The 25,595-nt window shown below is 66.4% G+C and carries 19 protein-coding genes; 8 read left to right on the forward strand and 11 right to left on the reverse strand.

The features are described from left to right. Positions 1 to 78: 78 nt before the first annotated feature. Positions 79 to 1,302: an ABC transporter substrate-binding protein gene (locus GFK26_RS11770; RefSeq protein ID WP_228121978.1), complete on the reverse strand. Its 1,224-nt coding sequence runs from the start codon at positions 1,300 to 1,302 to the stop codon at positions 79 to 81. A 330-nt stretch (positions 1,303 to 1,632) separates the two neighbouring features. Here GFK26_RS11770 and GFK26_RS11775 point away from each other — a divergent pair, with 330 nt between their 5' ends. From GFK26_RS11775 to GFK26_RS11785, 3 genes are read left to right on the forward strand one after another with little or no spacing between them, the layout of a single operon-like run. Next, on the forward strand, positions 1,633 to 2,421 hold the full coding sequence (locus GFK26_RS11775) for an SDR family oxidoreductase (protein ID WP_416222551.1): 789 nt from the start codon (positions 1,633 to 1,635) through the stop codon (positions 2,419 to 2,421). A 36-nt stretch (positions 2,422 to 2,457) separates the two neighbouring features. Beyond that, positions 2,458 to 3,654, forward strand: coding sequence for an ABC transporter ATP-binding protein (locus tag GFK26_RS11780; protein WP_153282125.1), 1,197 nt, complete (start codon positions 2,458 to 2,460; stop codon positions 3,652 to 3,654). 18 nt (positions 3,655 to 3,672) lie between these two features. Further along, positions 3,673 to 5,115, forward strand: coding sequence for an aldehyde dehydrogenase family protein (locus tag GFK26_RS11785; protein ID WP_228121979.1), 1,443 nt, complete (start codon positions 3,673 to 3,675; stop codon positions 5,113 to 5,115). Between the two features lie 33 nt (positions 5,116 to 5,148). Here GFK26_RS11785 and GFK26_RS11790 read toward each other — a convergent pair whose 3' ends face one another. From GFK26_RS11790 to GFK26_RS11825, 8 genes are all read right to left on the reverse strand, one after another. Then, a complete protein-coding gene (locus tag GFK26_RS11790; RefSeq protein WP_153282126.1) occupies positions 5,149 to 6,087 on the reverse strand; it encodes a LysR family transcriptional regulator in 939 nt (312 codons plus the stop codon). Between the two features lie 42 nt (positions 6,088 to 6,129). Next, on the reverse strand, positions 6,130 to 7,614 hold the full coding sequence (locus GFK26_RS11795) for an N-acyl-D-amino-acid deacylase family protein (protein WP_153282127.1): 1,485 nt from the start codon (positions 7,612 to 7,614) through the stop codon (positions 6,130 to 6,132). Between the two features lie 19 nt (positions 7,615 to 7,633). Continuing rightward, positions 7,634 to 8,929: an amino acid deaminase gene (locus GFK26_RS11800; RefSeq protein ID WP_153282128.1), complete on the reverse strand. Its 1,296-nt coding sequence runs from the start codon at positions 8,927 to 8,929 to the stop codon at positions 7,634 to 7,636. Further along, entirely contained in the window at positions 8,926 to 9,903 is a 978-nt protein-coding gene (locus GFK26_RS11805) for an ABC transporter ATP-binding protein (protein WP_153282129.1), read from the reverse strand. Before GFK26_RS11805 ends, GFK26_RS11800 begins: the two co-directional genes overlap by 4 nt. A 160-nt stretch (positions 9,904 to 10,063) precedes the next feature. After that, the gene (locus tag GFK26_RS11810) at positions 10,064 to 11,101 is read right to left on the reverse strand and encodes an ABC transporter ATP-binding protein (protein WP_153280375.1); all 1,038 of its coding nucleotides are present in this window, start codon (positions 11,099 to 11,101) and stop codon (positions 10,064 to 10,066) included. Next, positions 11,101 to 11,940, reverse strand: coding sequence for an ABC transporter permease (locus tag GFK26_RS11815; RefSeq protein ID WP_153282130.1), 840 nt, complete (start codon positions 11,938 to 11,940; stop codon positions 11,101 to 11,103). Before GFK26_RS11815 ends, GFK26_RS11810 begins: the two co-directional genes overlap by 1 nt. A 3-nt stretch (positions 11,941 to 11,943) precedes the next feature. Then, positions 11,944 to 12,885 (reverse strand): ABC transporter permease, encoded by a 942-nt coding sequence (locus tag GFK26_RS11820; RefSeq protein ID WP_153282131.1) that lies wholly within the window; start codon positions 12,883 to 12,885, stop codon positions 11,944 to 11,946. 9 nt (positions 12,886 to 12,894) lie between these two features. Further along, on the reverse strand, positions 12,895 to 14,481 hold the full coding sequence (locus tag GFK26_RS11825) for an ABC transporter substrate-binding protein (RefSeq protein WP_153282132.1): 1,587 nt from the start codon (positions 14,479 to 14,481) through the stop codon (positions 12,895 to 12,897). Between the two features lie 227 nt (positions 14,482 to 14,708). Between GFK26_RS11825 and GFK26_RS11830 the strand changes: the two genes are divergently transcribed. From GFK26_RS11830 to GFK26_RS11845, 4 genes are all read left to right on the forward strand, one after another. After that, complete coding sequence (locus GFK26_RS11830) at positions 14,709 to 19,430, forward strand: RICIN domain-containing protein (protein ID WP_153282133.1); 4,722 nt, start codon at positions 14,709 to 14,711, stop codon at positions 19,428 to 19,430. Between the two features lie 66 nt (positions 19,431 to 19,496). Further along, positions 19,497 to 20,249 (forward strand): hypothetical protein, encoded by a 753-nt coding sequence (locus GFK26_RS11835; protein ID WP_153282134.1) that lies wholly within the window; start codon positions 19,497 to 19,499, stop codon positions 20,247 to 20,249. Between the two features lie 38 nt (positions 20,250 to 20,287). Continuing rightward, the gene (locus tag GFK26_RS11840; RefSeq protein ID WP_153282135.1) at positions 20,288 to 21,319 is read left to right on the forward strand and encodes a TRAP transporter substrate-binding protein; all 1,032 of its coding nucleotides are present in this window, start codon (positions 20,288 to 20,290) and stop codon (positions 21,317 to 21,319) included. Positions 21,320 to 21,351: 32 nt separating this feature from the next. Beyond that, positions 21,352 to 22,221, forward strand: a complete 870-nt coding sequence (locus GFK26_RS11845) for a fumarylacetoacetate hydrolase family protein (protein WP_153282136.1) — start codon at positions 21,352 to 21,354, stop codon at positions 22,219 to 22,221. A gap of 33 nt (positions 22,222 to 22,254) precedes the next feature. Here GFK26_RS11845 and GFK26_RS11850 read toward each other — a convergent pair whose 3' ends face one another. Together GFK26_RS11850 and GFK26_RS11855 are read right to left on the reverse strand one after the other, a co-directional pair. Continuing rightward, positions 22,255 to 22,695: a JAB domain-containing protein gene (locus GFK26_RS11850; protein ID WP_153282137.1), complete on the reverse strand. Its 441-nt coding sequence runs from the start codon at positions 22,693 to 22,695 to the stop codon at positions 22,255 to 22,257. Between the two features lie 109 nt (positions 22,696 to 22,804). After that, positions 22,805 to 23,074 carry a hypothetical protein gene (locus GFK26_RS11855; protein WP_153282138.1) on the reverse strand — a complete coding sequence of 90 codons (270 nt, stop codon included), beginning with the start codon at positions 23,072 to 23,074 and terminating at the stop codon, positions 22,805 to 22,807. 307 nt (positions 23,075 to 23,381) lie between these two features. Between GFK26_RS11855 and GFK26_RS11860 the strand changes: the two genes are divergently transcribed. Continuing rightward, the gene (locus GFK26_RS11860; RefSeq protein ID WP_153282139.1) at positions 23,382 to 25,595 is read left to right on the forward strand and encodes a TonB-dependent receptor domain-containing protein; all 2,214 of its coding nucleotides are present in this window, start codon (positions 23,382 to 23,384) and stop codon (positions 25,593 to 25,595) included.

The raw sequence follows: 25,595 nt of genomic DNA on the forward strand, positions 1-25,595 counted from the left end.
GGAATGGGCGTGGTTAGGCGTGGTGCGACACGCGGAAAGCCGGCGCAGCCCCAGGGCTGTGCCCCGAGGCTGGCTTGCTTACTTCTTGTTGAGCTTGGTGTTGGCTTCGGCCGCGGCCTTGTCCAGCGCCGCCTTCGGTTCTGCCTTGCCCTGGTAGATGGCCTGCAGCGCATTGGTGACGGCCTGCGCCGAGTCTTCCCAGCCGGCGACCAGCGGCGCGAAGCGCGCGTTGGGCAGCAGGGTCACGAACTCGGAGAGCACCGGGTCGTCCTTGAACACGGGGTCGTTGGCCACCTCGCGCGTCACCGGCATGAAGCCTTCGCCCTGATCGAACTTCAGCCGCGCGTTCTTGGAGAACATGAAGCTCAGGAATTTCTGGGCGGTTTCCTTGTTCTTCGAGGTCTTGAACATCATGATCGAATCGGTCACGCCGAAGGTGATGTCCTTGCCGCCGTTGGGCACGCCGGCGATGCCGTATTTCAGTTGCGGCGCGTCCTTGGCGATTTCCTTGGCCAGCGGCGGCAGCGAAATGACCATGCCCAACCGGCCCTGCTTGAACAGGTTGTGCAGGTCGTAGCGCGTGTTGCCGGCCACGCCGGGCTCGGTCAGGCCCTGGTCGATCATGCTTTTGTAGAGCGTGGCGGCTTTCACACCGGTCGGCGAATTGAATGCGGCCTTGTTGCCCGCATCCAGCACGTCGCCCCCCATGCTCCACAGCGCGTAGTAGAAATAAGTGTCGGTATCCAGGTCTTTGCCCTGAATGCCGTAACCGTAGGCGCCCGTGGCCTTGATCTTTTTCGAGGCGGCAATCACGTCGTCCCAGGTCTTGGGGCCATTGGGAAAACCTGCCTTGCTCAGCATGTCCTTGTTATAGAACATGGCGCGCACGCTGGCCGCAATGGGCAGCGCATACGGTTTGCCTTTGATATTTCCGGCGTTCAGGAAGGCCGGAATAAAGCGCTCCTTGAACGCCGTATTGGCGTAATTGTCGACCGGTTCCACCAGGTCGTCGTTCACGAAATCGCCCACCCAACGGGTGGCCACGTGGGTCAGGTCGGGCGGGTTGTTGCTGGCGATTTCCGCCTGCAGTTTCTGCTGCATGTTCTCCCAGCTTCCCACCTCGACCTTGACCTTGTCTCCGGGGTTGGCCTTCTCATATTCCCGGGCCAGCGCCTCCAGCCAGGGGCGTGTGTTGTCGCTGTAGCTGGACATGGCGATGCGGATATTTCCCGCGTGGGCCGTGAGAGAAGAAAGGCCCAGAAGAATTGCACTGGCCAATAGAGTTGTATTTCGTTTTTTCATATTTAATTCCTCGTAAGATTATTGAAAATGAATTAAATCCACGCCTGCTTCTGCTGCGATCAATGCTTGCGCTTTTTTATCTTACGAGGCGGCCAGATGACGCCATAGATAGAGCTAACCCTCGATTTCTAAAAACTAGAACCCTGCGTGCGAAATATTGAAGGCCCAATGCCGATGACGTCCTGTACGCTCCAAAATTCGAGCTCGAATTGCGCGCGGTAATTCATTGCCGCCCGGTCGGGAGAGGTATTGGCAATTCACAGGGCGCATTGCGTGGACAAATTAATTTCGACCCCGTCTCCGGTTCATTCCCACGCGTCGCCCCGGCGCGTGACGCTGGTCACGGGCGCCGCGGGCGGTATCGGCCAGGCCCTGTGCCGCCGCGTGCTGCAGGCCGGCGACCGGCTGATCGCGCTGGACCACGATGCAGGCGCACTGGACCGACTGGCGGGCGTGTTGGCCGGGCAGGGCGTGAGCGCCGACGATCTGGCGCGGCTGCATCCCTTGGTGGCGGACGTCACCGACTGCGCAGGCCTGTGCGACAAGGTGGCCGGGGCCGCCGCGGTGGTCGGGCCGGTGGACGTGCTGGTGTCGAACGTGGGCGCCGCGCGCGGGCCGACGGTGCGCAAGACCACGCCGCAGGACTGGCAGGCCGACATCCAGCTCAACCTCAACGGCGCGTTCCATTGCGTGGAGGCGGTGCGCGAGGCCATGGTCGAGCGCCGCAGCGGGCAGCTCGTGCTCATCGGCTCGGTCAACGCGCTCACGACGCTCGGCCACCCGGCCTACAGCGCGGCCAAGGCGGCGCTCGTCAGCTACACCCGCTCGCTCGCCATGGAGCTGGGCGGCTATGGCATCCGCGCCAACATCGTGCTGCCGGGCACCGTCAAGACGCCCGCCTGGCAGGCGCGCGCCGACAAGAACCCGCAGGTGTTCGAGCAGCTGAAGAAGTGGTACCCGCTAGGCGACTTCGCGACACCGGACGACGTCGCCGATGCCGTGCTGTTTCTCGCGTCGCCCGCCGCGCGCGTCATCACGGGCGTGGCGTTGCCGGTGGATGCGGGGCTCATGTCGGGCGTCCTGCCGATGGCCCGTGAGATCACCGTCGAAGACTACTGAGCCAGCGACCCCCTTCCACAACTACAAGGAGACCCCATGGCTCAGGTTCAACTCAAGCAACTGCGCAAGGATTTCGCGGGCGTGCCCGTCGTGCACGGCATCGACCTGGACATCGCCCACGGCGAGTTCGTCGTGCTCGTCGGCCCCTCGGGCTGCGGCAAGTCGACACTGCTGCGCATGATCGCGGGGCTGGAGCCCATCAGCGGCGGCGAGCTGCGCATCGGCGGTGCGCGGGCCAACGACCTGTCGCCGCAGAAGCGCAACATCTCGATGGTGTTCCAGAGCTATGCGCTCTACCCGCACCTGTCGGTCTACGAGAACATCGCCTTCGGCCCGCGCACGCGCGGCGAGGCCGAAAGCGAATTCCGCCCGCGCATCGAAAAAGCCGCCGGCCTGCTCAACCTCACGCCCTACCTCGACCGCCTGCCGCGTGCGCTCTCGGGCGGACAGCGCCAGCGCGTCGCCATGGGCCGCGCCGTGGTGCGCGAGCCCGCGCTGTTTCTGTTCGACGAGCCGCTGTCCAACCTCGACGCGCAGCTGCGCGTGCAGATGCGCGCCGAGATCAAGGCCCTGCACCAGCGCCTGGGCAACACCATGGTCTACGTCACGCACGACCAGGTGGAAGCCATGACCATGGCCGACCGCATCGTCGTGATGCGCGCGGGCCGGGTGGAGCAGGTCGGCGCGCCGCTGGCGCTCTACGACCGCCCGGTCAACCGCTTCGTGGCGGGCTTCATCGGCTCGCCCGCGATGAACTTCACGCAAGGGCAGGTGCATCGCGAACACGGCCGCACCTGGCTCGCGCTGCCCGACGGGCAGACCTGGCATCTGCCCACTTCCGGGTGCACGCCCCTGCTGGCCGATGGACAGCACATCCTGCTGGGGCTGCGGCCCGAGCATCTGCAGTTGGCCCCCGAAGGGCTGGCGCTGCGCGTGATCCTCACGGAGTCGACGGGCGACAAGACGCAGATCTACGGCACCGTGGCGGGCAGCGAAACGCCCTGGTGCGTCTCCGTGCATGACCGCGTGGCGCTCAAGCCAGGCGACCTGGTGCGCCTGCAGGTCCGTGATGGCGCATCGACGCATTGCTTCGATGCGCAGACAGAGCGCCATGTAGGCGTCGCGGCCCCCGCGCCGGCCGGGCACAGGCCGTCCGTGTCCAGTGCGGACGCGCGTGCCAGCGGCAGCGAAGGTCAGCGCCATGCTGCGTCGATCGCGTATTCGTACGGCTAGGCCATGAGCAACCACTGCATGTCCGACGTCGAAACGGGAAACTGCATCGGCGGGCGCTGGTCGACCACCATCGACACGATGCCGGTGGTCAACCCGGCCTATGGTGAAACCATCGCCACCGTGCCCCGGTCAAGCCGCGAGACGGCGAACACGGCGATCGCCGCCGCCAAGGCCGCTGCGATCGATTGGGCCGCCACGCCGGTGTTCGAACGCGCTGCAATGTGCGTGGCGATCGCGACATCGATCGATGCCGCGCGCGGCGCCATCGCGCACACGCTGTCGTGCGAGCAAGGCAAGGTTTTGGCCGAGGCGCTCGGCGAAGTCGCCAAGGCCGCCGACGGCTTCCGGCTTGCCGCCGAACTCGTCAAGCAGATGGGCGGGAAGACGCTGCCGGCGGAAGACCCGAGCAAGCTCGTCCTCACCCTGCGGCAGCCGCGCGGCGTGTACGGCGTCATCACGCCCTGGAACTTCCCGGTCAACATCCCCGTGGAGTACCTCGCCCCCGGCATTGCCACCGGCAACACCATCGTCTGGGTGCCCGCACCGTCCACCGCGCTCGTGGCCTGCGCGCTGATGGCCGCCATCGAAAAGGCCGGCTTGCCCGCCGGCGTTCTCAACCTGGTGGTCGGGGAGGGCGCGACCGTGGGCGATGCGGTGGTCGTGCACCCGGACGTGACCGCCATCGCCTTCACCGGCAGCACCGCGACGGGCCAGCGCATCGCCGAACGAGGCGCCGGAAAGCCCCTGCTGCTCGAGCTCGGAGGCAATGGGCCTCTGATCGTTTGCGAGGATGCAGACCTCGATGCAGCCGCCGCTGCAGCAGCCGGCGGCGCGTTCTTCAATGCAGGGCAAGTCTGTGCGGCCACAGGCGTTGTGCTGGCCCATGCCAGCGTGGTCGATCGCCTCTGCGACAAGCTGGTCGCCAAGGCGGCCGATCAGGTCCTGGGCGATCCTTTGCATCCCGCGACGACCATGGGCCCGCTCAACAACGCCAAGGTGGCGGCCAAGGTGCGCGCGCATGTGGACGAGGCCATCGCGCAGGGTGCGCGCCTGCTGCACGGCGGCCGGGCGCGGCCGGACCTGGGCAGCGACCTCTTCTTCGAGCCGACCGTGGTGCGCGACGTGACCCCGACCATGCGGCTGTGCCGGGAAGAAACCTTCGGCCCCGTCGTGCCGGTCATCGCCTTCCAGGACGAAGCGCAGGCCCTGACCCTGGCCTTGCAGAACGACTACGGACTCTCGGTGGGCGTTTTCACGCAAGACATCGGCCGCGGCATCGCCATGGCCAAGGCGATCCCCGCCGGCATCGTCAACATCAACGCGGGCACGACCTGGTGGGAGCTTCACCTGCCGTTCGGCGGCGGCTCCGGCAAGAAAAGCGGCATCGGCCGGCTGGGCGGCATGCACACACTGGAGGCGATGACCGAGATCAAGATGATCACGGTCACGCTGCCGGGTTGAGCCTCTCGACGCCGAAGCTTTGGCGCGCCGGGACTATTCCGACTTTCCCCTCGCGCGCCCCGGCTTCACGGGCCGCTGCCACCCTTGCATGTACGCGATCAGCGACTGCGACAGGTGGTTGGCTGCGAGCGACAGGCGCCGGGAATAGCTCGCGACCAGCGTGGCGCGCGCCGAGCGCAGCGACGCATCGGTGAGCGGAATGGCCACCACCTTGCCGGCCTCGATCAGCGGCGCGACCACGTCGCTCGGCTGGAAGGTGATGAGGTCCGACTCCGCGACCAGCCGGCTCGCAAAGGACAGCGAGTTCGTCTCGACCGCGATGTTCAACTTGAACTTGCCCTTGGAGCTGACGCGGTCGACCAGCTGGCGCAGGCCGAAGGAGCGGTCGGGCAACGCAAGCGGCGCATCGGCGACCTGCGCGAGCGTGCAGCTGCGCAGTTGTGCCAGCGGATGCTGCGGCGACGCGATCACGCACAGCGGCTGCTCGATCTTCTGCAGCTCGATGAGGTCGGGCCGCGGCGAAGCGCCGAACAGAATGCCCAGGTCGTACTTGTGCTCCGCCACCGACTCGCCGACCGCATGCGACCCCATGAGGTCGAGCGAGAAGGTGATGCCCGGGTGCGTGCGGATGAAGTTCGGCATGAAGCTCGTGAGCAGGCCGTGCAGGATGCCTTCCACGCACCCCACGCGCACATGGCCCTTGGCCAGTGTTTCGTACTCGTGGATCTGGCCCTTCAGGTCGGCCAGCTGCGTCTTGTTGTCCTGTGCATAGCGCAGCAGCAGCTCTCCGGCCGCGGTCAGTGCCATGCCGCGTGCGTGGCGCTCGAACACGGGCACCCCCAGTTCGTCTTCGAGCAGCGCGATCTGCCGGCTGACGGCGCTCTGGGCGACGAAGAGCTTTTCCGCCGCCACGCGCACCGAGCCAAAGGCCGCGACCTCGTAGAAGTACCGAAGGGTTGTGGATTCGATCATGCGTGCACTCTACGGGATGGCAGGGACGAGGCGCGGCGACGCTCAGTTCGCAGCGCGCGCCTGCCGTGTCAGCATGCGCCCCGCACGCGCGAGCACCCGCGCCTCGCTCGCACCTCGGTACGCGAGCACGCCGTTCACGAACACGCGTTCGATCCCTTCGCTCACGCCCAGTGGCTGGTCGTAGGTCGCGGTGTCGGTGATGGTCTCGGGGTCGAACACCACCACGTCGGCCATCGCGCCGACACGCAGCAGGCCGCGATCCGCGATGCGCAGGTTGCGCGCCGTCATGCCCGTCATCTTGTGCACCGCCTGCTCCAGCGTGAAGAGCTTGCGCTGGCGCCAGTAGCGCGCAAACACGCGGGGGAACGCACCCCAAAGCCGCGGATGCGGATGGCGGTCATGCGGCAGGCCGTCGCTGCCGATCATGGTGCGCGGATGCGCAATGACGCGCTCCACGTCTTCTTCCTGCATCAGGAAATAGCACGCACCGCCGGGCTTCAGGCGCAGGCTGGCCTCCTTCTCGGTGGTGCCCCATTCGCGCGCGATGTCGGCGATGAGGCGGCCGGCCATCTCGGGGTGGGGCTCGGACCAGGTCAGCAGCACGTCGATCACGCCATCGACCATGTCCTCGCGCAGCACGGTGGAGCCGGCCACGTAGGGGTACACGTCCATCGCGATCTCCTGGCGCTGCGACAGGGCGTCAATCAGCGGCAGCGTTTCTTTGGTGCGGCCCCAGTTGGCCGGGCTTGCGCATTTGTGGTGCGAGATGATCAAGGGAACACCGGCTTCAAAAGCGGAGTCGCCGGCCTCATGCATCGCTTCGATGATCTGCTGCATCTCGCTGCGCAGGTGCGTGGCGTACACGCCGCCATGGCGCGCGACGACACGCGCGAGCGCGGTGACCTCTTCGGCCGGTGCGGCAAACGCTTCTTCATAGAACAGGCCTGACGACAGGCCGTGCGCGCCTGCGGCCATGCAGTCGTCGAGCAGCGCGGCCATGTGTGCCAGTTCATCGCCGTTCGCGGGCCGGTCGAGCGCCTGCATCGCCGCGAAGCGCAGTGTGGTGTGGCCGATCAGTGCCGCCACGTTGAGCGCGGGCTGCACCGCATCGACCGCGGCGCGGTACTCGGCCATGGTCGCGTGCTTGAAGGAGTCGGCGCCCAGCAGCGTGAGCGGCGGCTTCGACTGCGGCGTGCGGTACGGCGCGAGCGAAATGCCGCAGTTGCCCGTGACCACGGTGGTGATGCCTTGCGACACCTTGGGCAGGCACAACGGGTCGCGCAACACGATGGCATCGTCGTGCGTGTGCGCGTCGATGAAGCCGGGCGCGATGACCTTGCCGCGGCAATCGATCACGTCGATGTCCGCAATGTTCAGCCCCGCGGGCAACCGCGCGCGCAGGCCTTCGCCGAGCGCGACGATGCGGTCGCCCTGGAGCAGCACGTCGCCGGGCCACGAAGGGCCGCCCGAGCCGTCGACCACGAGGCCGCCTTCGAGCAGCGTCGCGCCGTTCTTCTGTGTGTTCATGGGGGATGCGTCGCCTTGCTCAGAAATGGATCACGACTGCATCGCTCACGCGGTAGTCGTTCTCGACCACGGGCATCCAGTGCCACTTGTCGAAGGTGGTGCAGGGGTGCGAGATGCCCAGGCCGACACGGTCGCCGACGACCGGGGCTTGCGCTTCGTCGTTCGCGTCCCAGCGCAGGTAGGCGTGCTGGTCGTTCAGTGCCGTGACCTTCCAGCTGGCGGGCACCGCGTGCGACTGCAATGCACCGCGTGCTGCGTGTGCAATGGGGATGGGCATGGACATGTCGAAAGAGATGTCGCGCTTGCCCACCGACAGGATCGCCAGGCCCGGCTCGGGTCGCGACTGCACGTTGGCCCAGACCTCCATCGCCGGTGTCAGCCCTTCGCCGCACTCGCACCCCATGCGCTCGTCGGCCACATTCACCATGCGCTTGTAGAAGCCGTGGTCGTGCGTGACGTAGCAGCCCGAACGCAACAGGCCGCGCACCGGCGAGCCCAGTGCGGGCTTCAGGCGCCCGGCCACGAGATCGAAGATGGCCGAGCCGCCGGCCGAGACCAGCACCTCGTCGGTCTCGAAGAGTTGCTGCGTGTCGCAGTGGCGCGCCACGGCTTCGATCCGGTCCATCAATGCCTTGGCAAAGGCCGTGTCCTGCTCGGTGGACCCGGTGGCATTCAGGCCTTCGTAGCTCTCGATGCCCACCAGCTTCGCGGCGCTGCTGGCACGCACTGCACTGGCCACGGCGATCGCTTCGTCGTGCGTGCGGCAACCGGTGCGTCCGCCGTCGATGCCGATCTCGAGCATCACCTCGAAGGGCACACTCGCGGGGTTGCGCTTGGACCAGTCTTCGATGAGCGCCAGCTGTGCGATCGAATCGATCAGGAACACGACGCGCAGGCCGGCATGCGCGCGCAGCAGCATCTGGATGCCGGCCAGGTCTTCGTCGCTCACCACCTGGTTGGCGATGAGCGTGCGACGCACGCCGGCAGCCACGCCTACCGCGAGCTGCGTGACGGTGGCAAAGGTCAGGCCCCAGGCGCCCGCATCCAGCTGGCGCTGGAAGAGCTGCGGCGACATGGTGGTCTTGCCGTGCGGCGCAAGGTCGATGCCCCATTCGCGCACGCGCGCCTGCATCCATTGGAGGTTGTGTTCGAGCGCTTCGCGCTTGAGCACGGCCAGCGGCAGCGGAAGGTCACCGGCCAGCACGTTCCAGCCGGCGGCGCCGATTTCACTGCGTCGGCGCGGTGCCTGGGTGCGCGGATAGCCCTTGAAGTTGCTGCCCAGCAGCGGATCGTTGAGGTTGTCGGTCATGGTCATGCAGCGATGTTGGAGAGCAGATCTTTTCGGAGGCAGGCGCGATAGTGGCCCGCCGAGATTTCTTCGAGGGCGGGCACGGTCTGCGCGCACGCCTCGATGGCATGTGTGCAGCGCGTGCGGAACACGCAGCCCGAGGGCGGCGATATCGGGCTGGGGATGTCGCCCTTCAGGGCAATGCGTTCGGTGGCGAGCGTGGGGTCGGGCCTCGGGCTCGCGGCCAGCAGCGCCTGCGTGTAGGGGTGCAAAGGCCGCGCGAACAGCTCGTCGGTGGTCGCCACTTCCATCACCTTGCCCAGATAGAGCACCACCACGCGGTCGCACAGGTACTCGACCACGTCCAGGTCGTGCGAGATGAAGAGCATGGTGAGACCGAGGCGCTCGCGCAGGTCGGCCAGCAGGTTGATGACCTGCGACTGGATGGACACATCGAGCGCCGACAGCGGCTCGTCGGCCACAATGAACTCGGGCTCCACGGCCAGTGCACGCGCCACGCCGATGCGCTGGCGCTGGCCGCCAGAGAACTCGTGCGGGAAGCGGCTGGCATGCTCGGGGCGCAGGCCCACCGTTTCGAGCAGCTCGGCGATGCGCTTGTCGCGTGCCGCCGCGCCCTTGTGCAGCCCGTGCGTGGACAGCGCCTCGCCGAGGATCGCGCTGATGCGCATCTTCGGGTTCAGGCTCGCGTACGGGTCCTGGAAGATGATCTGCAGCTTGCTGCGCAGCTTGCGCATGCGTTCGCCCGAGAGGCCGCCGATGTCGTCGCCGCGGTACAGCACCTGGCCCTCGGTGCGTTCGACGAGGCGCAGCACGGTGCGGCCGATGGTGCTCTTGCCCGAGCCCGATTCGCCGACGAGGCCGAGGGTCTCGCCGGGGTGGATGGCGAAGGACACGTCGTCCACCGCGCGCACGGGGCGGTCGCTGCTGCCGAAGTATTTTTTAAGTCCGCGGACTTCGATGAGGGGGACGGCGGTGGTCATCATCGTGGGCTTCTTGTATTAGCTCCCTCCCCTTCCGGGGGAGGGTTGGGGTGGGGGCACGACGGCACGGGATGAAGCACTGCGCCGAACGAACGCCGCTTGCCCCCATCCCAGCCTTCCCCCGGAAGGGGAAGGAGCAACACGCCAGGCGGTGCGCTTGTCATGCGACTCTCACCAAAGGCTGGTCCGGCTGCACGCGCACGCAGCGCGCCTGGCGGTCCTGGCGGATGTCGATCAGCGGCGGCATCGCACTGCGGCATTCCGGCAGCGCCTGGTCGCAGCGCGGCTCGAAGGCGCAGCCCGGCGGCGGCGCCAGCGGACTCGACACCTGCCCGCGAATGGCAAACAGCCGCTTGGGCTTGGGCTGCCCAGGAACCCGCGCCTTGCCCGGCAGACACGCCAGCAGGCCCTGCGTGTACGGATGCTCAGGCTGTGCAAAGAGTGGCCGCACGGGCGCTTGCTCGACCACGCGCCCCGAGTACAGCACCACCACGTCGTCGGCATGGTGCGCCACCACGCCCAGGTTGTGCGTGATGAACAGGATGCTCATGCCCGTCTCGGCCTGCAGCCGGCGCATCAGCTCCAGGATCTGCGCCTGGATGGTCACATCAAGTGCCGTGGTGGGTTCGTCGGCGATCAAGAGCGTCGGGTCACAGGCCATCGCGAGCGCGATCATCACGCGCTGGCGCATGCCGCCCGAGAGCTGGTGCGGGTACTCGTGAATGCGTTGGGCAGCAGCCGGAATCTCGACCAGCTCCAGCATGCGCAGCGCATGGACCAGCGCCGCCTTGCGATCGAGCCCCTTGTGCAGGCGCACGCTCTCGGCGATCTGCTCGCCGATGGTGAACACCGGGTTCAGGCTCGTCATGGGCTCCTGGAAGATCATCGACAGCTGGTTGCCGCGCAGCGAGCGCATCTCGCGTTCGCCGATCTGCAGCAGGTCGAGCGTCTTGCCTTCGCGGGTGACGAAAGAAGCCGATCCGCTGACCTGCGCGTTGGCGGTCTTGGGCAGCAGGCGCATCAGCGTGAGGCTGGTGACCGACTTGCCCGAGCCGGACTCTCCGACGAGTGCTGTGGTCTTGCCGGGTTGGATGGAGAAGCTCACATCGGCCACCGAACGGATCAGGCCGTCTTCGGTAGGGAAGCTGGTGCTCAGGTTGGTGACCGTGAGACGTGGGGTGGTGTTCGTGGTGTTCATCACGAGGTCTTCTTGAGCTTCGGATCGAGCAGGTCGCGCACGCCATCACCGAGCAATTGCAGCGACAGCGCCGTGAAGATGATCGCCAGCCCCGGGAACAGCACGACCCAGAAGGCCTGGTGCGCGTACTGCTGGCTGCCGGCGACCATCGTGCCCCAGGTGGGGATCTCGGGCGGCACGCCGACGCCGAGGAACGACAAACCCGCTTCGGCCAGGATCGCGTAGGCAAAGATGAACGACACCTGCACGAGGATCGGCGACATCAGGTTCGGCAGAATGTGGCGCCACAGGATGCGGGAGGTGCGAACACCCAGGGCGCGCACGGCTTCGACGAAGAGCAACTCGCGCACCACCAAGGTCGAAGCCCGCACCACGCGTGCCACGCGCGGCGTGTAGACCAGAACCAGTGCGAGCACGGTGTTCATCAGCGAGGGCCCCAGGATCGCCACCAGCGCGATGGCCAGCAGGATGTCGGGAAAGGACATCATGGCGTCGACCACGCGCATCAAGGGCGTGTCCAGGCGCCGGAAGAAGCCGGCCATGAGACCCAGCACCGTGCCGGCGATGACCGAGCCCAAGGCGGTGAGCGCCGCGATGGCCAGCGAGTAGCGCGCGCCGTGCACGATGCGCGCATACATGTCACGCCCCAGTTCGTCGGTGCCGAGCAGGTGTTCGGCACTGGGCGCCTTCAGGCGTTGCAGCACGGCCGTGTCGTTGGGGTCGGCCGAGGCGAACAGCGGCGCACCGACAGCGAGCACGGCAATCACCAGCAGCACCAGGGCGGAGACCATCACGATGCGGCGGTGCATCAGCTGGCGGAGCATTCTTGGCATCTGCACGACTCAGACCTTCACGCGAGGATCGACGACGGCATACAGCAGATCGATCGAGAAATTGATGAGCACATAGATCGCGGCAATCACGAGCAGCGCGCCCTGGATGACCGGATAGTCGCGCCGCAGCACGGCGTTGACCACGAGGTTGCCGACACCCGGCAGGCCGAAGACGGTCTCGGTGATGACGGCGCCGCCGATCATCAGCGCGACGGTCAGGCCGATCACGGTGACGATGGGCACCAGTGCGTTGCGCAGCGCGTGCTTCAAGACGACGGTGCTCTCGCTCAGGCCCTTGGAGCGCGCGGTGCGCACGTAGTCTTCGCCGAGCACGTCGAGCATCGAGGCGCGCGTGAAGCGGATGATGAGCGCGGAGTTCAAGAGGCCCAGCACGGTGGCCGGCAGCACCAGCGCATGCAGCCGCTCGGCGAAAGGGGCATCGGGCGCACCGTAGCCCGACACAGGGAACCAGCCGAAGGACACCGCGAAGATCTGGATCAGCACGATGCCCATCCAGAAGCTCGGAATGCTGGCACCCAGCATCGCAATGCCTGTGAAGAACTGGTCGACCACACGCCCGCGGAACACCGCAGAGACGATGCCGCAGGGCACGCCGATGAGTGCGGCGATGGCGACGGCCAGCAGCGCGAGCAAGGTGGTGGGCTCGGCCCGCTCCCACAGCGCCTGCGTGACCGGGCGCTGCAAAAAGATAGAGGTGCCCAGGTTGCCCTGCAGCACTTCGCGCAGCCAGTAGCCGAACTGCACGGGCAGGGGTTTGTCCAGGCCGTAGTCCTTCTGCACGCGGGCGATGTCGGCAGCGGTGGCCTGGTCGCCCAGCAGCACGGAGATCGGGTCGCCCGAGGCCGCGCGGGTGAGCACGAAGACGAGCACGGCGACCAGGGCCAGCACGGTGAGCATGCCGGCGAAGCGCGAGGCAATGAAACGGAACAAGCGCGCCTCCTACTTGATCTTCACATTCCAAAAGAAGGGCCAGTTCGTGGGTTGGTAGTTGTCCAGCGCGGGGCTCTTGGCCGAGAGCGCGTTGAACTTGCCGACGCTGATGTACGGCACCTCGTCGTACACCACCTGCTGCACCTTGCCCCACAACGCGCCGCGCTTGGCCGGGTCGCTCTCGGTGTTGAAGGCACTCAGCGATGCCTTCTTGGCGGGCGAGTCCCACCAACCTGGTGCACCGTCGCCCAGTTGGGGCGGCGACAGCATCGGCTCGGGGAACAGCCCCGAATGGGTGATGAAGATTTCCCACAGGCGCGGATCGTTGCGGCGCTGGGTGAGCGTGGCCCAGTCGACCACGTTGAGGTCGACCTTGAAGCCGGCGCGCTTGAGCTGCTCGGCCATCAAGAGCGACATGTTGTAGTGAAAGTCGTACTGGCGGCTGGTCAGCACACGGATCGGCTCGCCCTTGTAGCCAGCCTTGGCCGCAGCATCCTTCGCCTTGGTGGCGTTGCGTTGGTTGTACTGCTCGGTGCCGGCCGCCGAGTAGAACGGCGAGCTCTTGGGAAAGTGGTTCGCTTCCGCGATGAAGAAGCGTGTGTCGCCGAAACCGGCCGCGAGCATCTCGCCCTGGCCCATTGCCGTCTGCAGGGCTTGGCGCACGGCCTGGTTGGCGAGCGCGCCTTCCTTGGTGTTGAAGACCACCAGCGGAAAACCGAACGCGGGCGTGATGATCGGCAGCGTCTTGCCACTGGCCTTTTCCAGGCGCGGCAGGGCCTCCACGGGCAGCAGGTCGGCAAAGTCGTACTGGCCCGCGAGGGCACCCTCGACGCGCGTGCTGGCGTTGGGCACGGGCACGAAGCGCAGCTCTTCGATGACCGCTTCGCGCTTGCCGCCATAGCCGCTCGCAGCCTCCTTGCGTGCGCTGTACTTGTCGAAGCGCGTGAGCAGCACGAACTGGTCGGGGCGACGTTCCTTGAACTTGTAGGGGCCGGTGCCGACGAAGTCTTTCAGCGGCGAAGCCATCGATTCCTTGGCCATCATCGCGGCCGTGCCATTGCTGGGCAGTGCCAGTTGCGAGAGCAGCGGCGCATACGGCGCCTTCAGCACGATCTCCACGCCCAGCGGGCCCTTGGTCTTGAGCGTCTCGATTTCCTTGCTGACGGCCTTGCCACGCGGCGACTGGTCCATCCAGCGCTGCAGGCTGGCGACCACATCGTCGGCCGTGAGCTCGCGTCCGTTGTGCAGCGCCACGCCCTTGCGCAGCGTGATCGCGTAGGTCTTGCCGTCGGCGGAAATTTTCGGCATGCCCTCGGCCAGCATCGGCACCACGTTCCACTTGGCGTCGAAGGTGTAGAGCGTCTCGTACACGTGCTGCATGATGGTTCCGACCAGGTCGGCCGTGGAAGCCATCGGGTCGAGCGTCTGCGGCTCGGCCACCATCGCGAGCGTGGCGAAGTTGCGCGGACCTTGTGTCTGGGCCTGTGCACTCGGGTGGGGCAGCGCGGCACACAGCATCGCGAGCAAGGAAGCGCCCAGCAGGCTGCGCTTCGACAGACGGGGCAGGCGCTGGACAACAGGACCGGCGTGAGACATGGGGTGTTCCTTCATGGGCGATCGATGGGCAATGAATTCACTTTTTCAGGCCCGAACTTTGAAGCACAACCTATGCCAAAACATCACCATTTACCCTGATCACTGATCTAACTATTCGAACCCTCCCTTCGAAATTCAATGCCGTTCCCGCATCGATCCGCTGCTAGATTCCGATCGAATCTTTTCCCACCGAAAGATGGCGTCCGATCGAATTTGCGAGGATGACAATGAGCACCAAGAAAGTTCTTGCGGTAGGTTTTCTGTTCGGCTGTGCGTTGCTGACGCATGCGGCGATCACCGGGGTGAACCCCCTCGACACGATCAGGAAGGCCGCCACCAGCATGGCCTCCGCGGCCGCTGACCTGGTGGCCGATCCGCTGCCGCTGCAGGGCCCTGGCCTCGGCAACCTGACCTACGCGCAGGCCGAGCTGTTCAAGCCCATCTCGATGATCAAGGAAGAGGTGGACACCGGCGTCGGCGCTGGCACCGGCGCCGATGTGCCGAAGATCCCCGGTGGCAGTGTGACGCACCCCACCGCCGGGTACACCAAGTACCACTACGGCCAGAACGTGGGCCTCATGATCAACGGCTACTTCCTGACGACGTTCACGCCCGACGGCGGCTTGGGCCCGGGGGGCTTCTTGCTCTACAACGTGTCCGATCCGCGCAACCTCCAGCTCGTCAAGCGCATCTACGAGCCGGACGGCCGCACCAAGGAACTGAGGGAGCCGCACTCCATCGGCATCGCCACCATCGGCGGCAAGCAGTACGTTGCCGTTCCCAGCGTGTTCGGCATCGAGTTCTGGGACTTCACCGACATCAACAACATCCAGCAAGTGAAGAAGCTGGTGCTGCCCAACGTCAACAAGGGCGACTACAACAACGTGAGCTGGCAGCTCTGGTGGCAGGCGCCCTACCTGTACGTGGCGGCGGCGGAGCAGGGCGTGTTCGTCATCGACGCCGCAGACCCCGCGAACGCGCAGCTTGCGAACCGCGGCGCCGGCAAGCCCAACCCGATACCGACCGGCGAGCTCGGCGGCTTTCGCGTGGGGCCGATCTTCACCATGGGCAACCACATGGTGCTGACGTCCATGACCAACACCAGCGGCTTCGCCAGCCTGGACATTTCAGACCCGCTGAATCCCAAGGTGCTCGACACCGTCGCTGGCTCTACGGCCAGCTACTACTCCACCTGCTTCGACGGAAAGAAGGTCTACGCCTCCGCACAAGAGAGCGGCGGCAAGATGTACGGCTACGACCTCAGCGACCGATCGCGCTTCGTGGCCGAAGACAACCGGCTCGTGATCAACCAGCAGCTGTACTGCAGCACGCAGGACCACTTCGTTTTCCAGGGCGCGCAGAACTACATCCACAAGGTCGATGTGAGCAACCCGCTCAACCATGTCGAGGTCGGGCGCGGCGGATTGTTCGCGACGACGCACCCCGATTTCTCGAGTTCCGACCACGGCCAGGTGTCGCCGTTCGGCAACCTGATCTACGTCGGCAACGACCACGGCTCGGGCAGCGGTTTCATCGTGCATGCGGTGGACCCCGACCTCACCAAGCCCGAAGTGAAGCAGGTCTCGCCCGTGAACGGTGCGAAGCAACAAGCGCTCACCTCGCGCATCGGCCTGGGCATGACCGACAGCATCCTGCCGGAGAGCGTGAACGCCAACACCTTCATCGTGCGCGCGGTGGGCGGCAACACGCTGGCAGGCACCTACAGCGTGCAGTTGGGCATCGTCAACTTCCACCCCGTGCAGCCGCTGCAACCGGGCACCGCCTACGAGGTGTTCCTGCCCGCCAACGGCCTGAAGGACTATGCGGGCAACGCCATTGCCGCCGACTACCGCTCCACCTTCAACACCGGCAATGCCAACGACATCAACCTGATGCACCACTGGGCGCTGACGGGCAACCTGTCTGATCAGATCAGCGCCAACAACGGCACGCCTGCGACCGGCGATGCGTTCGAGAGCATCGGCCTGAACTTCGCGAACCGCACCACGGGCGTGCAACTGAAGAACGACAGCGTGTCCACCACGCTGGGCGGCACGGCCTCGCTGAGCTTCTACATGAAGACCACGCAGGCGGGCAGTGCCAGCTCGTGGACCGCGCCCGGCATCTTCGGCCGTGACCAGTCGCCGGGCACGGACGACGTGTTCTGGGGCTGGCTCGACAGCACCGGCAACATCAAGCTGTCGGTGGGCGACAACGCGGGCACGCGTTCGCAAAGCGCCGTGAACGACGGCAACTGGCACCACGTGGTGCTGACGCGCGACGCGGCTTCCGGCGCGCAGGCGGTGTACGTCGACGGCGTGAAGACCACGTCGACCGGCCCCACCGGCACCAAGGGCCTGTCGACCAAGTTCCAGCTGCTGGGCCAGATCCAGGGCAACGCCGCACTCTTCAAGGGCACGCTGGCCGAGGTGCGCGTGTACGGCCGCGTGCTCGGCGACACCGACGTGGCTGCGCTGCGTAGCCAGGCCGTGATCGGCGACCCCGGCATCGTGGGCGCACCGAAGCTCGTCAACGGCCAGCTGACGTTCAACCCGGCCACGCTCGGCGCCACGGGCGCGCAGTTCCGCTGGAACTTCGGCGACGGCACGCAGAGCGCGTACGCCTCGCAACCCGGCGTCACGCACACCTACAGCAGCCCCGGCCACTACACGGTGACGCTGACGGTGAAGGCCGCGAACAGCCAGGAGACCTTCTACACCTACAACCTCACGGTGATCGCACCCGTCACGGCGGCGGCGCCCACGCACACGACCAACATCGCGGGCGATGCGAACTCGGTGTATGCGGTGAACCCCGACAGCGGTACGGTGGCTGCCATCAACGCCGAGACCTTCGCCAAGCGCTGGGAAGTGCGCGTGGGCGACGAGCCGAAGACGCTGGCGGTGGGCCCTGACGGCCGCATCTGGGTGACGGTGCAGGGCGACGACAAGCTGGTGGCGCTCAACGCTGCCGACGGCACGCTGTCGACGACGGTGCCGCTGGCCTACGGCAGCGGCCCGTACGGTGTCGTCTTCACGCCCAATGGCACCAAGGGCCTGCTGACGCTGGAAAGCAAGTCGGCGCTGGTCAGCTTCGACCCGACCACCGGCGCCGCCACGGGCACGCTCGCCCTGGAAGGCAGCGTGCGCGGCATCGCGGTCGATGCGAGTTCGCAATCGGCCTACGTGACGCGCTTCAAGTCGAAGATGACGGGCGGGCAGCTGCACAAGGTGAACCTGCAGAGCTTCAGCAGCGCCACGCCGATCGCGCTGGCGGTCGACACGACCACGGTGGACACCGAGGCCGCCTCGCGTGGCGTGCCCAACTACCTGAGCCAGGTGGTGATCTCGCCGGACGGCGCGCGTGCGCTGCTGCCTTCGAAGAAGGACAACATCGTGCGCGGCACCTTCCGCGACGGCCTGCCGCTGGAGCACGACAAGACCGTGCGCTCCATCCTGTCGCAGGTGAACCTGCAGACGGCCGCGGAAGTGTTCAGTGAACAGCTCGACTTCAACGACCGCGCCCCCGCGCGCGCCGCGCTGTACTCGCCGGCCGGCGACTACATCTTCGTGGCGCAGATGGAAGGCAACCGCGTCGCCATCGTCGATGCGTACAACCGTTCGGTGCGCGGCGAGATCAACGCCAGCAGCGCGCCGCACGGCCTGTACCTGGATGCGGTGCGCAAGCGCCTGTACGTGAACAACTTCCTGGCGCGCTCGGTGTCGGTGCACGACGTGGCGCAGGTGCTGTCGTCGGAGTCGGCCGCACCGGCCTTCCTGCAGAACGTCACCACGGTCGCGCAGGAGCCGATGGCCGCCGCGGCGCTGCGCGGCAAGCAGGTGTTCTACAACGCGTCCGACCGGCGCATGAGCATGAACAACTACATGTCGTGCGCGAGCTGCCATGCCGATGGCAGCGACGACGGCATGGTGTGGGACTTCACGCAGCGCGGCGAAGGCCTGCGCCGCACCATCAGCCTGCAGGGCCGTCGCGGCACGGGCCACGGCAAGCTGCACTGGACCGCCAACTTCGACGAGGTGCAGGACTTCGAGCACGACATCCGCAACGAGTTCGGCGGCACGGGCTTCCTGACCAACGCCGACTTCTCGGCCACGGGCGACCCGCTCGGCGTGCCGAAGGCGGGCCGCAACGCGCAGCTCGACGACCTTGCGGCCTACCTGAACTCGCTGAACAAGTACATGCGCAGCCCGGCCCGCGCGGCGGACGGCAACCTCAGCGTGGACGCGGTGCGCGGCCAGACCGTGTTCAACACGGCCCAGTGCGCGACCTGCCACACGGCCGGCAGCCTGCGCGACGGGCTGCGGCACGACGTGGGCACGGTCCAACTGTCGTCGGGCAAGGGCAGCCACCAGCCGCTGGCCGGCGTGGGCTTCGACACACCGACGCTTTACGGCACCTGGAGCAACCCGAGCTTCTTCCACAACGGCCAGAAGGCCACGCTGCAGGACGTGCTCACAGGCGGCCACGGCAATGCATCGAGCCTGCCGGCGGCCGATGTGCTGGCACTCGGTGAGTACGTGAAGTCGTTCGACACCGCACCGGCGGTCGACACGCGCATCCGCTCGGAGGTCAGCAACCTGTGCGTCAACGTGTCGGGCGGCTCGACGGCCAGCGGCGCGACGGTGGTGCAGTGGGCCTGCGGCAACGGCAACAACGAGACCTTCACCGTCAACAGCAGCGGCGGCTACACGCAGTTCGTCGCGAAGCACAGCGGCCTGTGCCTGGCGCAGGGCAACACCAACGCGGGTGGTGGCCCGCTGGTGCAGCTGGCGTGCACGGCGGGCATGGCTACGCAGTGGAGCGTGGTCGGGGCGACGTTGCGCAACCGGGTGTCTTCCGGCGCGTGCCTCGATGTGCCGGGCTCGACCACCACGCAAGGAACGGCGCTGTCCACCTACACCTGCCATGGCGGGGCCAACCAGCGCTGAAGCCAGATTCCCTGAGCGCTTCTGCGCCTTCTCTTTTTTTCTCTCGCTCTCCAAAAAGGAAATCACGTGTCGGCACTCCAACTCTCCCTCCCAGGCGGCTATCGGTTCATTCCGGGCGTCCAGCAGTACTCGGCTGGCGTGGCCGCCGAACCTGGGTTTCGCATCGAGCGCGTGCGGTTCCTGGAGCCTCTGCCCTTGAAGCAGGGCTTTCAGCGCATCAAGGAAATCCTGGAGGAGGCCTCACGTCCGTTGGCCGCCTTCTGCGCGTGCGAACTGCGGTCCCCGGCGCCGTTCACCGAACAGGGCTTCGTCGAATTCAACAACCTCTACGTGGGAACGTTGAAGGAGTGGGGGATCTTCATCGGCGACCTGAATCCGGTGGCGCGAAGCAACGTGTGCCCTGCGGTATCGCCGCCATCGGAGCCCTCGTTCCATGCGTTCAGCTACACCGTGCCCGACGCCGAGGCGGCGGCTTCGTTCGTGGTGGCCGGCAGTGCCGAAGCGCCGGAAGGCAAGGGCCATTACCGCGACCATGCCGTGCGCCTGGGCGACACCTCGCCGCCCGCCATCCTGAAGAAGGCGCAGTGGGTGCTCGACGAAATGGAACGCCGCCTGGCATCGCTGGGCTTCACCTGGGCCAGCACCACGGGCTCGCAGCTGTACACGGTGCACGACATCCACCCCTTCATCGCGGACGAGATCGTCAAGCGCGGTGCGGCGCGGCACGGGCTGACCTGGCACTACAACCGCCCGCCGGTGGTCGATCTCGAGTACGAGATGGACTGCCGCAGCGTCCAGTTCGAACGCGTCGCGATCTGATCGCACGCGGGTCGCCACACCCTCTCACCGAGACACCCATGTCCAAAGCTCTGCCGCATCGCCTGCTCGCCACGTGCATCGTCCTGACCTCGTTCCTGGCGGCAGGCCTTGCCGGTGCGCAGAACATCCAGGAGCGCACCTTCAAGTTCGCCTTCGTCAACCAGAAGGAGCATCCGCAGGGCATGGGCGCGCAGCGCTTCTCGGAGATCGTCGAGAAGAAGAGCGGCGGCAAGATGAAGGTGAAGCTCTTTCCTTCGGGCGTGCTCGGAGGCGATGCCTCGGTCATTGCGTCGCTGCAGGGCGGCACGGTGGAAATGACGATGGCGATCCCCGGCCTGCTCTCGGGCATGGCCCGGGAGTTCTCGCTGTTCGACCTGCCGTTCCTGTTCAACAACGAGAAGGAAGCCGACTTCGTGCTCGATGGGCCGGTCGGCCGCAAGCTGCTGGACAAGCTGCCCGAGAAGGGGTTGATCGGCCTCACGTACTTCGAGCACGGCTTTCGCAACGTCACCAACAGCCGGCGCCCGATTGCGCGCCTGGAAGACCTGCAGGGCCTGAAGCTGCGCGTGATGCAGATCCCCGTGATGATCGATGCGTTCAGCGCGCTGGGTGCCAACCCGTCGCCGCTGCCGCTGCCCGAGGTCTACACCGCGCTGGAGCAACGGGCCGTCGACGGCCAGGAAAATCCGTACTCGCTGGTGGAAGCCTCGAAGTACTACGAGATCCAGAAGTACGGCTCCAACACGCGGCACGCGTTCAACCCCGTCGTGCTGCTGTTCAGCAAGAAGCGCTGGGAGCAGTTGTCGGAAGACGAACGCAAGATCCTGCTCGACGCGGCCAGAGAGACGCAGCCCTTCCAGCGCACCGCCAACCGCGACGTCAACGCCCGGGCCGCCGAGTTCCTGAAGAGCAAGGGCATGGTGTTGACCGAGTTCCCCGCCGCCGAGCGCGAGCGCCTGCGCGAGAAGCTCGTGCCGGTCACGGACAAGCACGTCAAGCAGATCGATCCGGCGCTGACGAAAGAGCTGTTCTCCGAGCTCGGCAAGGCACGCAGCAGTGCCGCCAGATAGCCAGCCAACAACAAACAACCAAGGAACGACGAATGAAGCTGTTGCGTTACGGGCCTGTCGGCCAGGAGAAGCCGGCAATGCTCGACGCGGACGGGCGCTTGCGCGACCTCTCCGCGCACGTGAACGACATCGCCCACGAGGTGCTGCTGCCCGCCGGCCTGGCGCGCATCGCCGCGCTCGACCCGCAGAGTCTTCCGCGGGTAGAAGGCACTCCGCGCATCGGCGCCTGCGTGGCCGGCTCGGGGAAGTTCATCTGCATCGGCCTGAACTACTCGGACCACGCGGCCGAGACGGGCGCCACGGTACCGCCCGAGCCCATCGTCTTCCTGAAGGCGACCTCGGCGATCGGCGGACCGAACGACGCGCTTGAAATTCCGCGCGGCTCCAGCAAGACCGATTGGGAGGTGGAGCTGGGCGTGGTGATCGGAAAGACCGCGAAGTACGTCAGCGAAGCGGACGCGATGGGCCACGTCGCGGGCTATTGCCTGATCAACGACGTGTCGGAGCGCGCGTTTCAAACCGAGCGCCAGGGCCAGTGGACCAAGGGCAAGTCGGCCGACACCTTCGGGCCGATCGGGCCCTGGCTCGTGACGCCCGATGAAGTGCCCGACCCGCAGCAGCTGGACATGTGGCTGGAGGTCAACGGCGTGCGCCGCCAGAGCGGCTCCACGGCCACCATGGTCTACGGCGTGCGTTACCTGATTGCTTACCTCTCGCAGTTCATGAGCTTGCGCCCGGGGGACATCATTTCCACGGGAACCCCACCCGGTGTGGGCATGGGATTCAAGCCGCCGGTCTACCTGAAGGGCGGCGATGTCGTCACGTTGGGCATCGAAGGGTTGGGCACGCAGCGGCAGGTTGCTGTGCAGTTCGATGAGGGCGGAGACCGCAGCGGGCTGTGATTCTGCGCAGGTGAGTGCAAGTCGGCCCGGGGCTTAGCGGAATCTCTTCTCTTCCCGAAAACTGCAGTACTCGTCGTCTCCGATGATGATGAAGTCCTGCAGCGGCATCCCGTGGATCACGCCCAGTTCGTGCAGCCGCATCGCGATGCTGATGTCCGCGTCCGAGGGCTGGCAATGGCCGGAGGGATGGTTGTGAACGACGATCAATGAACTGGCGCGCGCAAGCATCGCGTTGCGGTACAGCTCGACCGGTTCCATAAGCGTGGCCTTGGCCGAGCCGATGGAGGCGACCTCGTACGAGAGGATTTCAAGTTGCGGGTTGAGGTGCAGCACCACGACCTTTTCCTTGGCCTCGTTCTGCATGTCCTTGAACAGCGCATACACCTGCTCGGGGCTGTCCACTGGCCTGCTCAGCAAGTCGTCGTCCACCCGCTTGTGGGTGAAGGTCACCTTGAGCTCTTTCAGATAGGCCATCCTGCGTTCCTTCGTCGCGCGCTGTCCGCGTGTTCATGGTCTGCGCGATTGTGAGGCACCGCGCCGAGGGCCTCGATGAACGAAGTGGACCGCGTGTGAGGTGAAAGGCTCAGGCCTGCACCGCAGCCGACAGCTGCCGCAGCATCACTGACTGCCGCGCCTCTTCGGCGTCGCGCAGGCTCTTCGCGGCGCGCGCCGCGGCGTAGCTGACGTACAGGGTCTCGACGGCCCGTGCCCACTCGTGCGCCTTCTGCGACACGCCTTCCGCCTTGACCGGCGAGCCGGTCGCCATCGGCGTCGACAGGTCGTCGACCGGATGGGCCGGCACCTCGACGCCGGCCTTCCCGAGGATCACGGCTTTCTGAAGGATGGTGAGCATGGACGGACCTCTCTTTTTTCTTGTTCCAGAGTAACTGCGCCCTTCGCGGGTCGCTATTCGCCAGATGACGTATCCGCATCTGAATTCAAGTTGAACTTTCAGCTACATGGGGTTTGCCCGAGGCAGCCGAAAGCAGGACCTGCGCGAAACGCCATCGGCCTTGCGCAATGTCCCTTCGTTTGTTCTGGATGCAAATAATATTTGTTTGCATTCTCAATAGAATTGATGCCGATCAGTTGGTACGCAACAACAACAACGCATCCGAGAGCGGCCCTGTTTTTCCTGCCGTTTTCCGTGGAGTTTTTGCATGTTGTTCTCGCGTTGCGGCTTTCGGCCGCGTCCGTCCTTGCTGGCGCTGGCCGCCGCATCTCTTTTTTCCCCCGCCCTGTTCGCGCAGACGCCCGCTGACCAGCAACTGCGCGAGGTCGTCGTCAGCGCGACCGGCTTCGAGCAGGAGCTGAAGGACGCGCCCGCGTCCATTTCGGTGATCACGCGCCAGGAGCTGGAAACGCGCCAGTTCCGCGACCTGGCCGAGGCGCTGCAGAACGTCGAAGGCATCGACGTGGGCGGCTCCACCGGCAAGACCGGGGGCCTGGACATCTCGATCCGCGGCATGCCCAGCGACTACACGCTGATCCTCATCGACGGCCGCCGCCAGAACGTGGCCGGCGACGTGACGCCCAACGGCTTCGGCGCCGCGCACACCAGCTTCATGCCGCCGCTGGCGGCCATCGAGCGCATCGAGGTCATCCGCGGCCCGATGTCGACGCTGTACGGCTCCGACGCCATGGGCGGCGTGGTCAACATCATCACGCGCAAGGTGGCGCGCGAATGGGGCGGCCAGGTCACGATGGAAACCGGCATTCCGCAGGACAGCGAGTGGGGTTCGCAGACACGCTCCAGCGTCTACCTGAGCGGCCCCGTGGCCACCGACCTGCTGGGCCTGACCCTGCGCGGCAACATCTACCGCCGCGAAGCCGCCGACTGGGTGCTGGCACCCGGCCAGGCGCAGCCCGCGACGGCCCGCAACCCCGCGCCCGCCGAGAGCCGCCAGCACAGCGTGGGCGGCCGTTTGATGCTCACGCCCAACCGCCAGCACGACATCTGGCTCGACGTGGAATCGGGCCGCAGCTGGTACGACAACGAAGACGGCCGCCTGGGCACGCGCGACGCGGCCGCGCCCAACCGCACCGGCAACAACCCGCCGGGCTATCAGGATGCGCTGCGCTTCAACCGCGACCAGGTCGCCATCGGCCACACGGGGCGCCTGGGCTTCGGCACGGTCGAAAGCAGCCTGATGCACACCACCACCGAAACCGTCGGCCGCACGATTCCCGGCGGTGCCATTCCGCGCAATGCCGCGGCCCGCCGCACCGTGTACTGGCTGAGCGAAGCCGACCGTGGCCGCGAACGCGAACTCAAGACCACCAACCTCGTGCTCGACAGCAAGCTCGTCGCGCCGGTGGGCGATGCGCACGTGCTGACCGTCGGCGGCCAGTGGTGGGACGCCAAGCTGGTCGACGGCCTGTTGCCCACCTCGCAGAGCCAGACCATGTGGGCCCTGTTCGCCGAAGACGAATGGCGCCTCGCGCCCGGCCTCACCGCCACGTTGGGCGGTCGCTACGACCACCACAGCGCCTTCGGCGGCCACGTGAGCCCGCGCGGCTACCTGGTCTGGGACGCCACGCCGCAGTGGACCTTCAAGGGCGGCGTCAGCAAGGGCTTCCGCGCGCCGCGCCTGAACCAGCTGATCGACGGCATCAGCGGCGTCAGCGGCCAGGGCGCCACGCTCAACATCGGCAACCCGAACCTCAAGCCCGAGACCAGCACCAGCACCGAGCTGGCGGCGCTGTTCAACAACCAGAAGGGACTGACCGCCTCGGCGACCCTGTTCCACAACAAGGTGAAGGACAAGATCGCCAGCGGCGGCGACTGCAGCGTGGCGCGCATCTCCAGCTGCGTGGTCGACCCGACCGCCAACTACGTGGTCAACGTCGACCAGGCCAAGACCTGGGGCATGGAACTGAGCAGCCGCGTGCAACTGACCAAGGCCTGGGGCCTGAAGGCGGGCTACACCTGGACCGACAGCGAAGTGATCGAAGGCGGCGTGAAGAACGGCAAGCTGGCCGACACCGCGCGCCACCTGCTGCATGCGCAGGTCGACTGGAACCCCGACGCCAAGTGGCGCTTCTGGCTGCGCGGCGAATACCGCGGCAAGAGCCCGCGCTTCACCGGCGACCCGGCGCGCCTGACGGGCAACAACCTGGCGATCTACCGCGCGGTGGGTGACATCAAGGCGTACCACCTGTTCCACCTCGGCGGCTCTTATCAGGTGTCGAAGAACGTGCGCCTGAACGCCAATGTGAACAACCTGTTCAACAAGGACTTCCGCAAGTTCCAGCAGGTCAATCTGAGCGGCACCTCGGCCTGGGTCAACGAGTACTTCCAGGGCGGCGCGTCGGTGGCGGGCACCACGCCCGCGGGACGCACGATCTGGCTGTCGGCGAACGTGACGTTCTGA

It is taken from the genome of Variovorax paradoxus (genome assembly GCF_009498455.1).
GTDB classification, from domain to species: domain Bacteria; phylum Pseudomonadota; class Gammaproteobacteria; order Burkholderiales; family Burkholderiaceae_C; genus Variovorax; species Variovorax paradoxus_H.

Excerpts from the sequence above, each read along its gene's own strand:
- GFK26_RS11770 (WP_228121978.1), bottom strand. The coding sequence starts at position 1,302 with ATGAAAAAACGAAATACAACTCTATTGGCCAGTGCAATTCTTCTGGGC.
- GFK26_RS11780 (WP_153282125.1), top strand. The coding sequence starts at position 2,458 with ATGGCTCAGGTTCAACTCAAGCAACTGCGCAAGGATTTCGCGGGCGTG.
- GFK26_RS11785 (WP_228121979.1), top strand. The coding sequence starts at position 3,673 with ATGTCCGACGTCGAAACGGGAAACTGCATCGGCGGGCGCTGGTCGACC.
- GFK26_RS11790 (WP_153282126.1), bottom strand. The coding sequence starts at position 6,087 with ATGATCGAATCCACAACCCTTCGGTACTTCTACGAGGTCGCGGCCTTT.
- GFK26_RS11795 (WP_153282127.1), bottom strand. The coding sequence starts at position 7,614 with ATGAACACACAGAAGAACGGCGCGACGCTGCTCGAAGGCGGCCTCGTG.
- GFK26_RS11800 (WP_153282128.1), bottom strand. The coding sequence starts at position 8,929 with ATGACCATGACCGACAACCTCAACGATCCGCTGCTGGGCAGCAACTTC.
- GFK26_RS11805 (WP_153282129.1), bottom strand. The coding sequence starts at position 9,903 with ATGACCACCGCCGTCCCCCTCATCGAAGTCCGCGGACTTAAAAAATAC.
- GFK26_RS11810 (WP_153280375.1), bottom strand. The coding sequence starts at position 11,101 with ATGAACACCACGAACACCACCCCACGTCTCACGGTCACCAACCTGAGC.
- GFK26_RS11825 (WP_153282132.1), bottom strand. The coding sequence starts at position 14,481 with ATGTCTCACGCCGGTCCTGTTGTCCAGCGCCTGCCCCGTCTGTCGAAG.
- GFK26_RS11830 (WP_153282133.1), top strand. The coding sequence starts at position 14,709 with ATGAGCACCAAGAAAGTTCTTGCGGTAGGTTTTCTGTTCGGCTGTGCG.
- GFK26_RS11840 (WP_153282135.1), top strand. The coding sequence starts at position 20,288 with ATGTCCAAAGCTCTGCCGCATCGCCTGCTCGCCACGTGCATCGTCCTG.
- GFK26_RS11845 (WP_153282136.1), top strand. The coding sequence starts at position 21,352 with ATGAAGCTGTTGCGTTACGGGCCTGTCGGCCAGGAGAAGCCGGCAATG.
- GFK26_RS11850 (WP_153282137.1), bottom strand. The coding sequence starts at position 22,695 with ATGGCCTATCTGAAAGAGCTCAAGGTGACCTTCACCCACAAGCGGGTG.
- GFK26_RS11855 (WP_153282138.1), bottom strand. The coding sequence starts at position 23,074 with ATGCTCACCATCCTTCAGAAAGCCGTGATCCTCGGGAAGGCCGGCGTC.
- GFK26_RS11860 (WP_153282139.1), top strand. The coding sequence starts at position 23,382 with ATGTTGTTCTCGCGTTGCGGCTTTCGGCCGCGTCCGTCCTTGCTGGCG.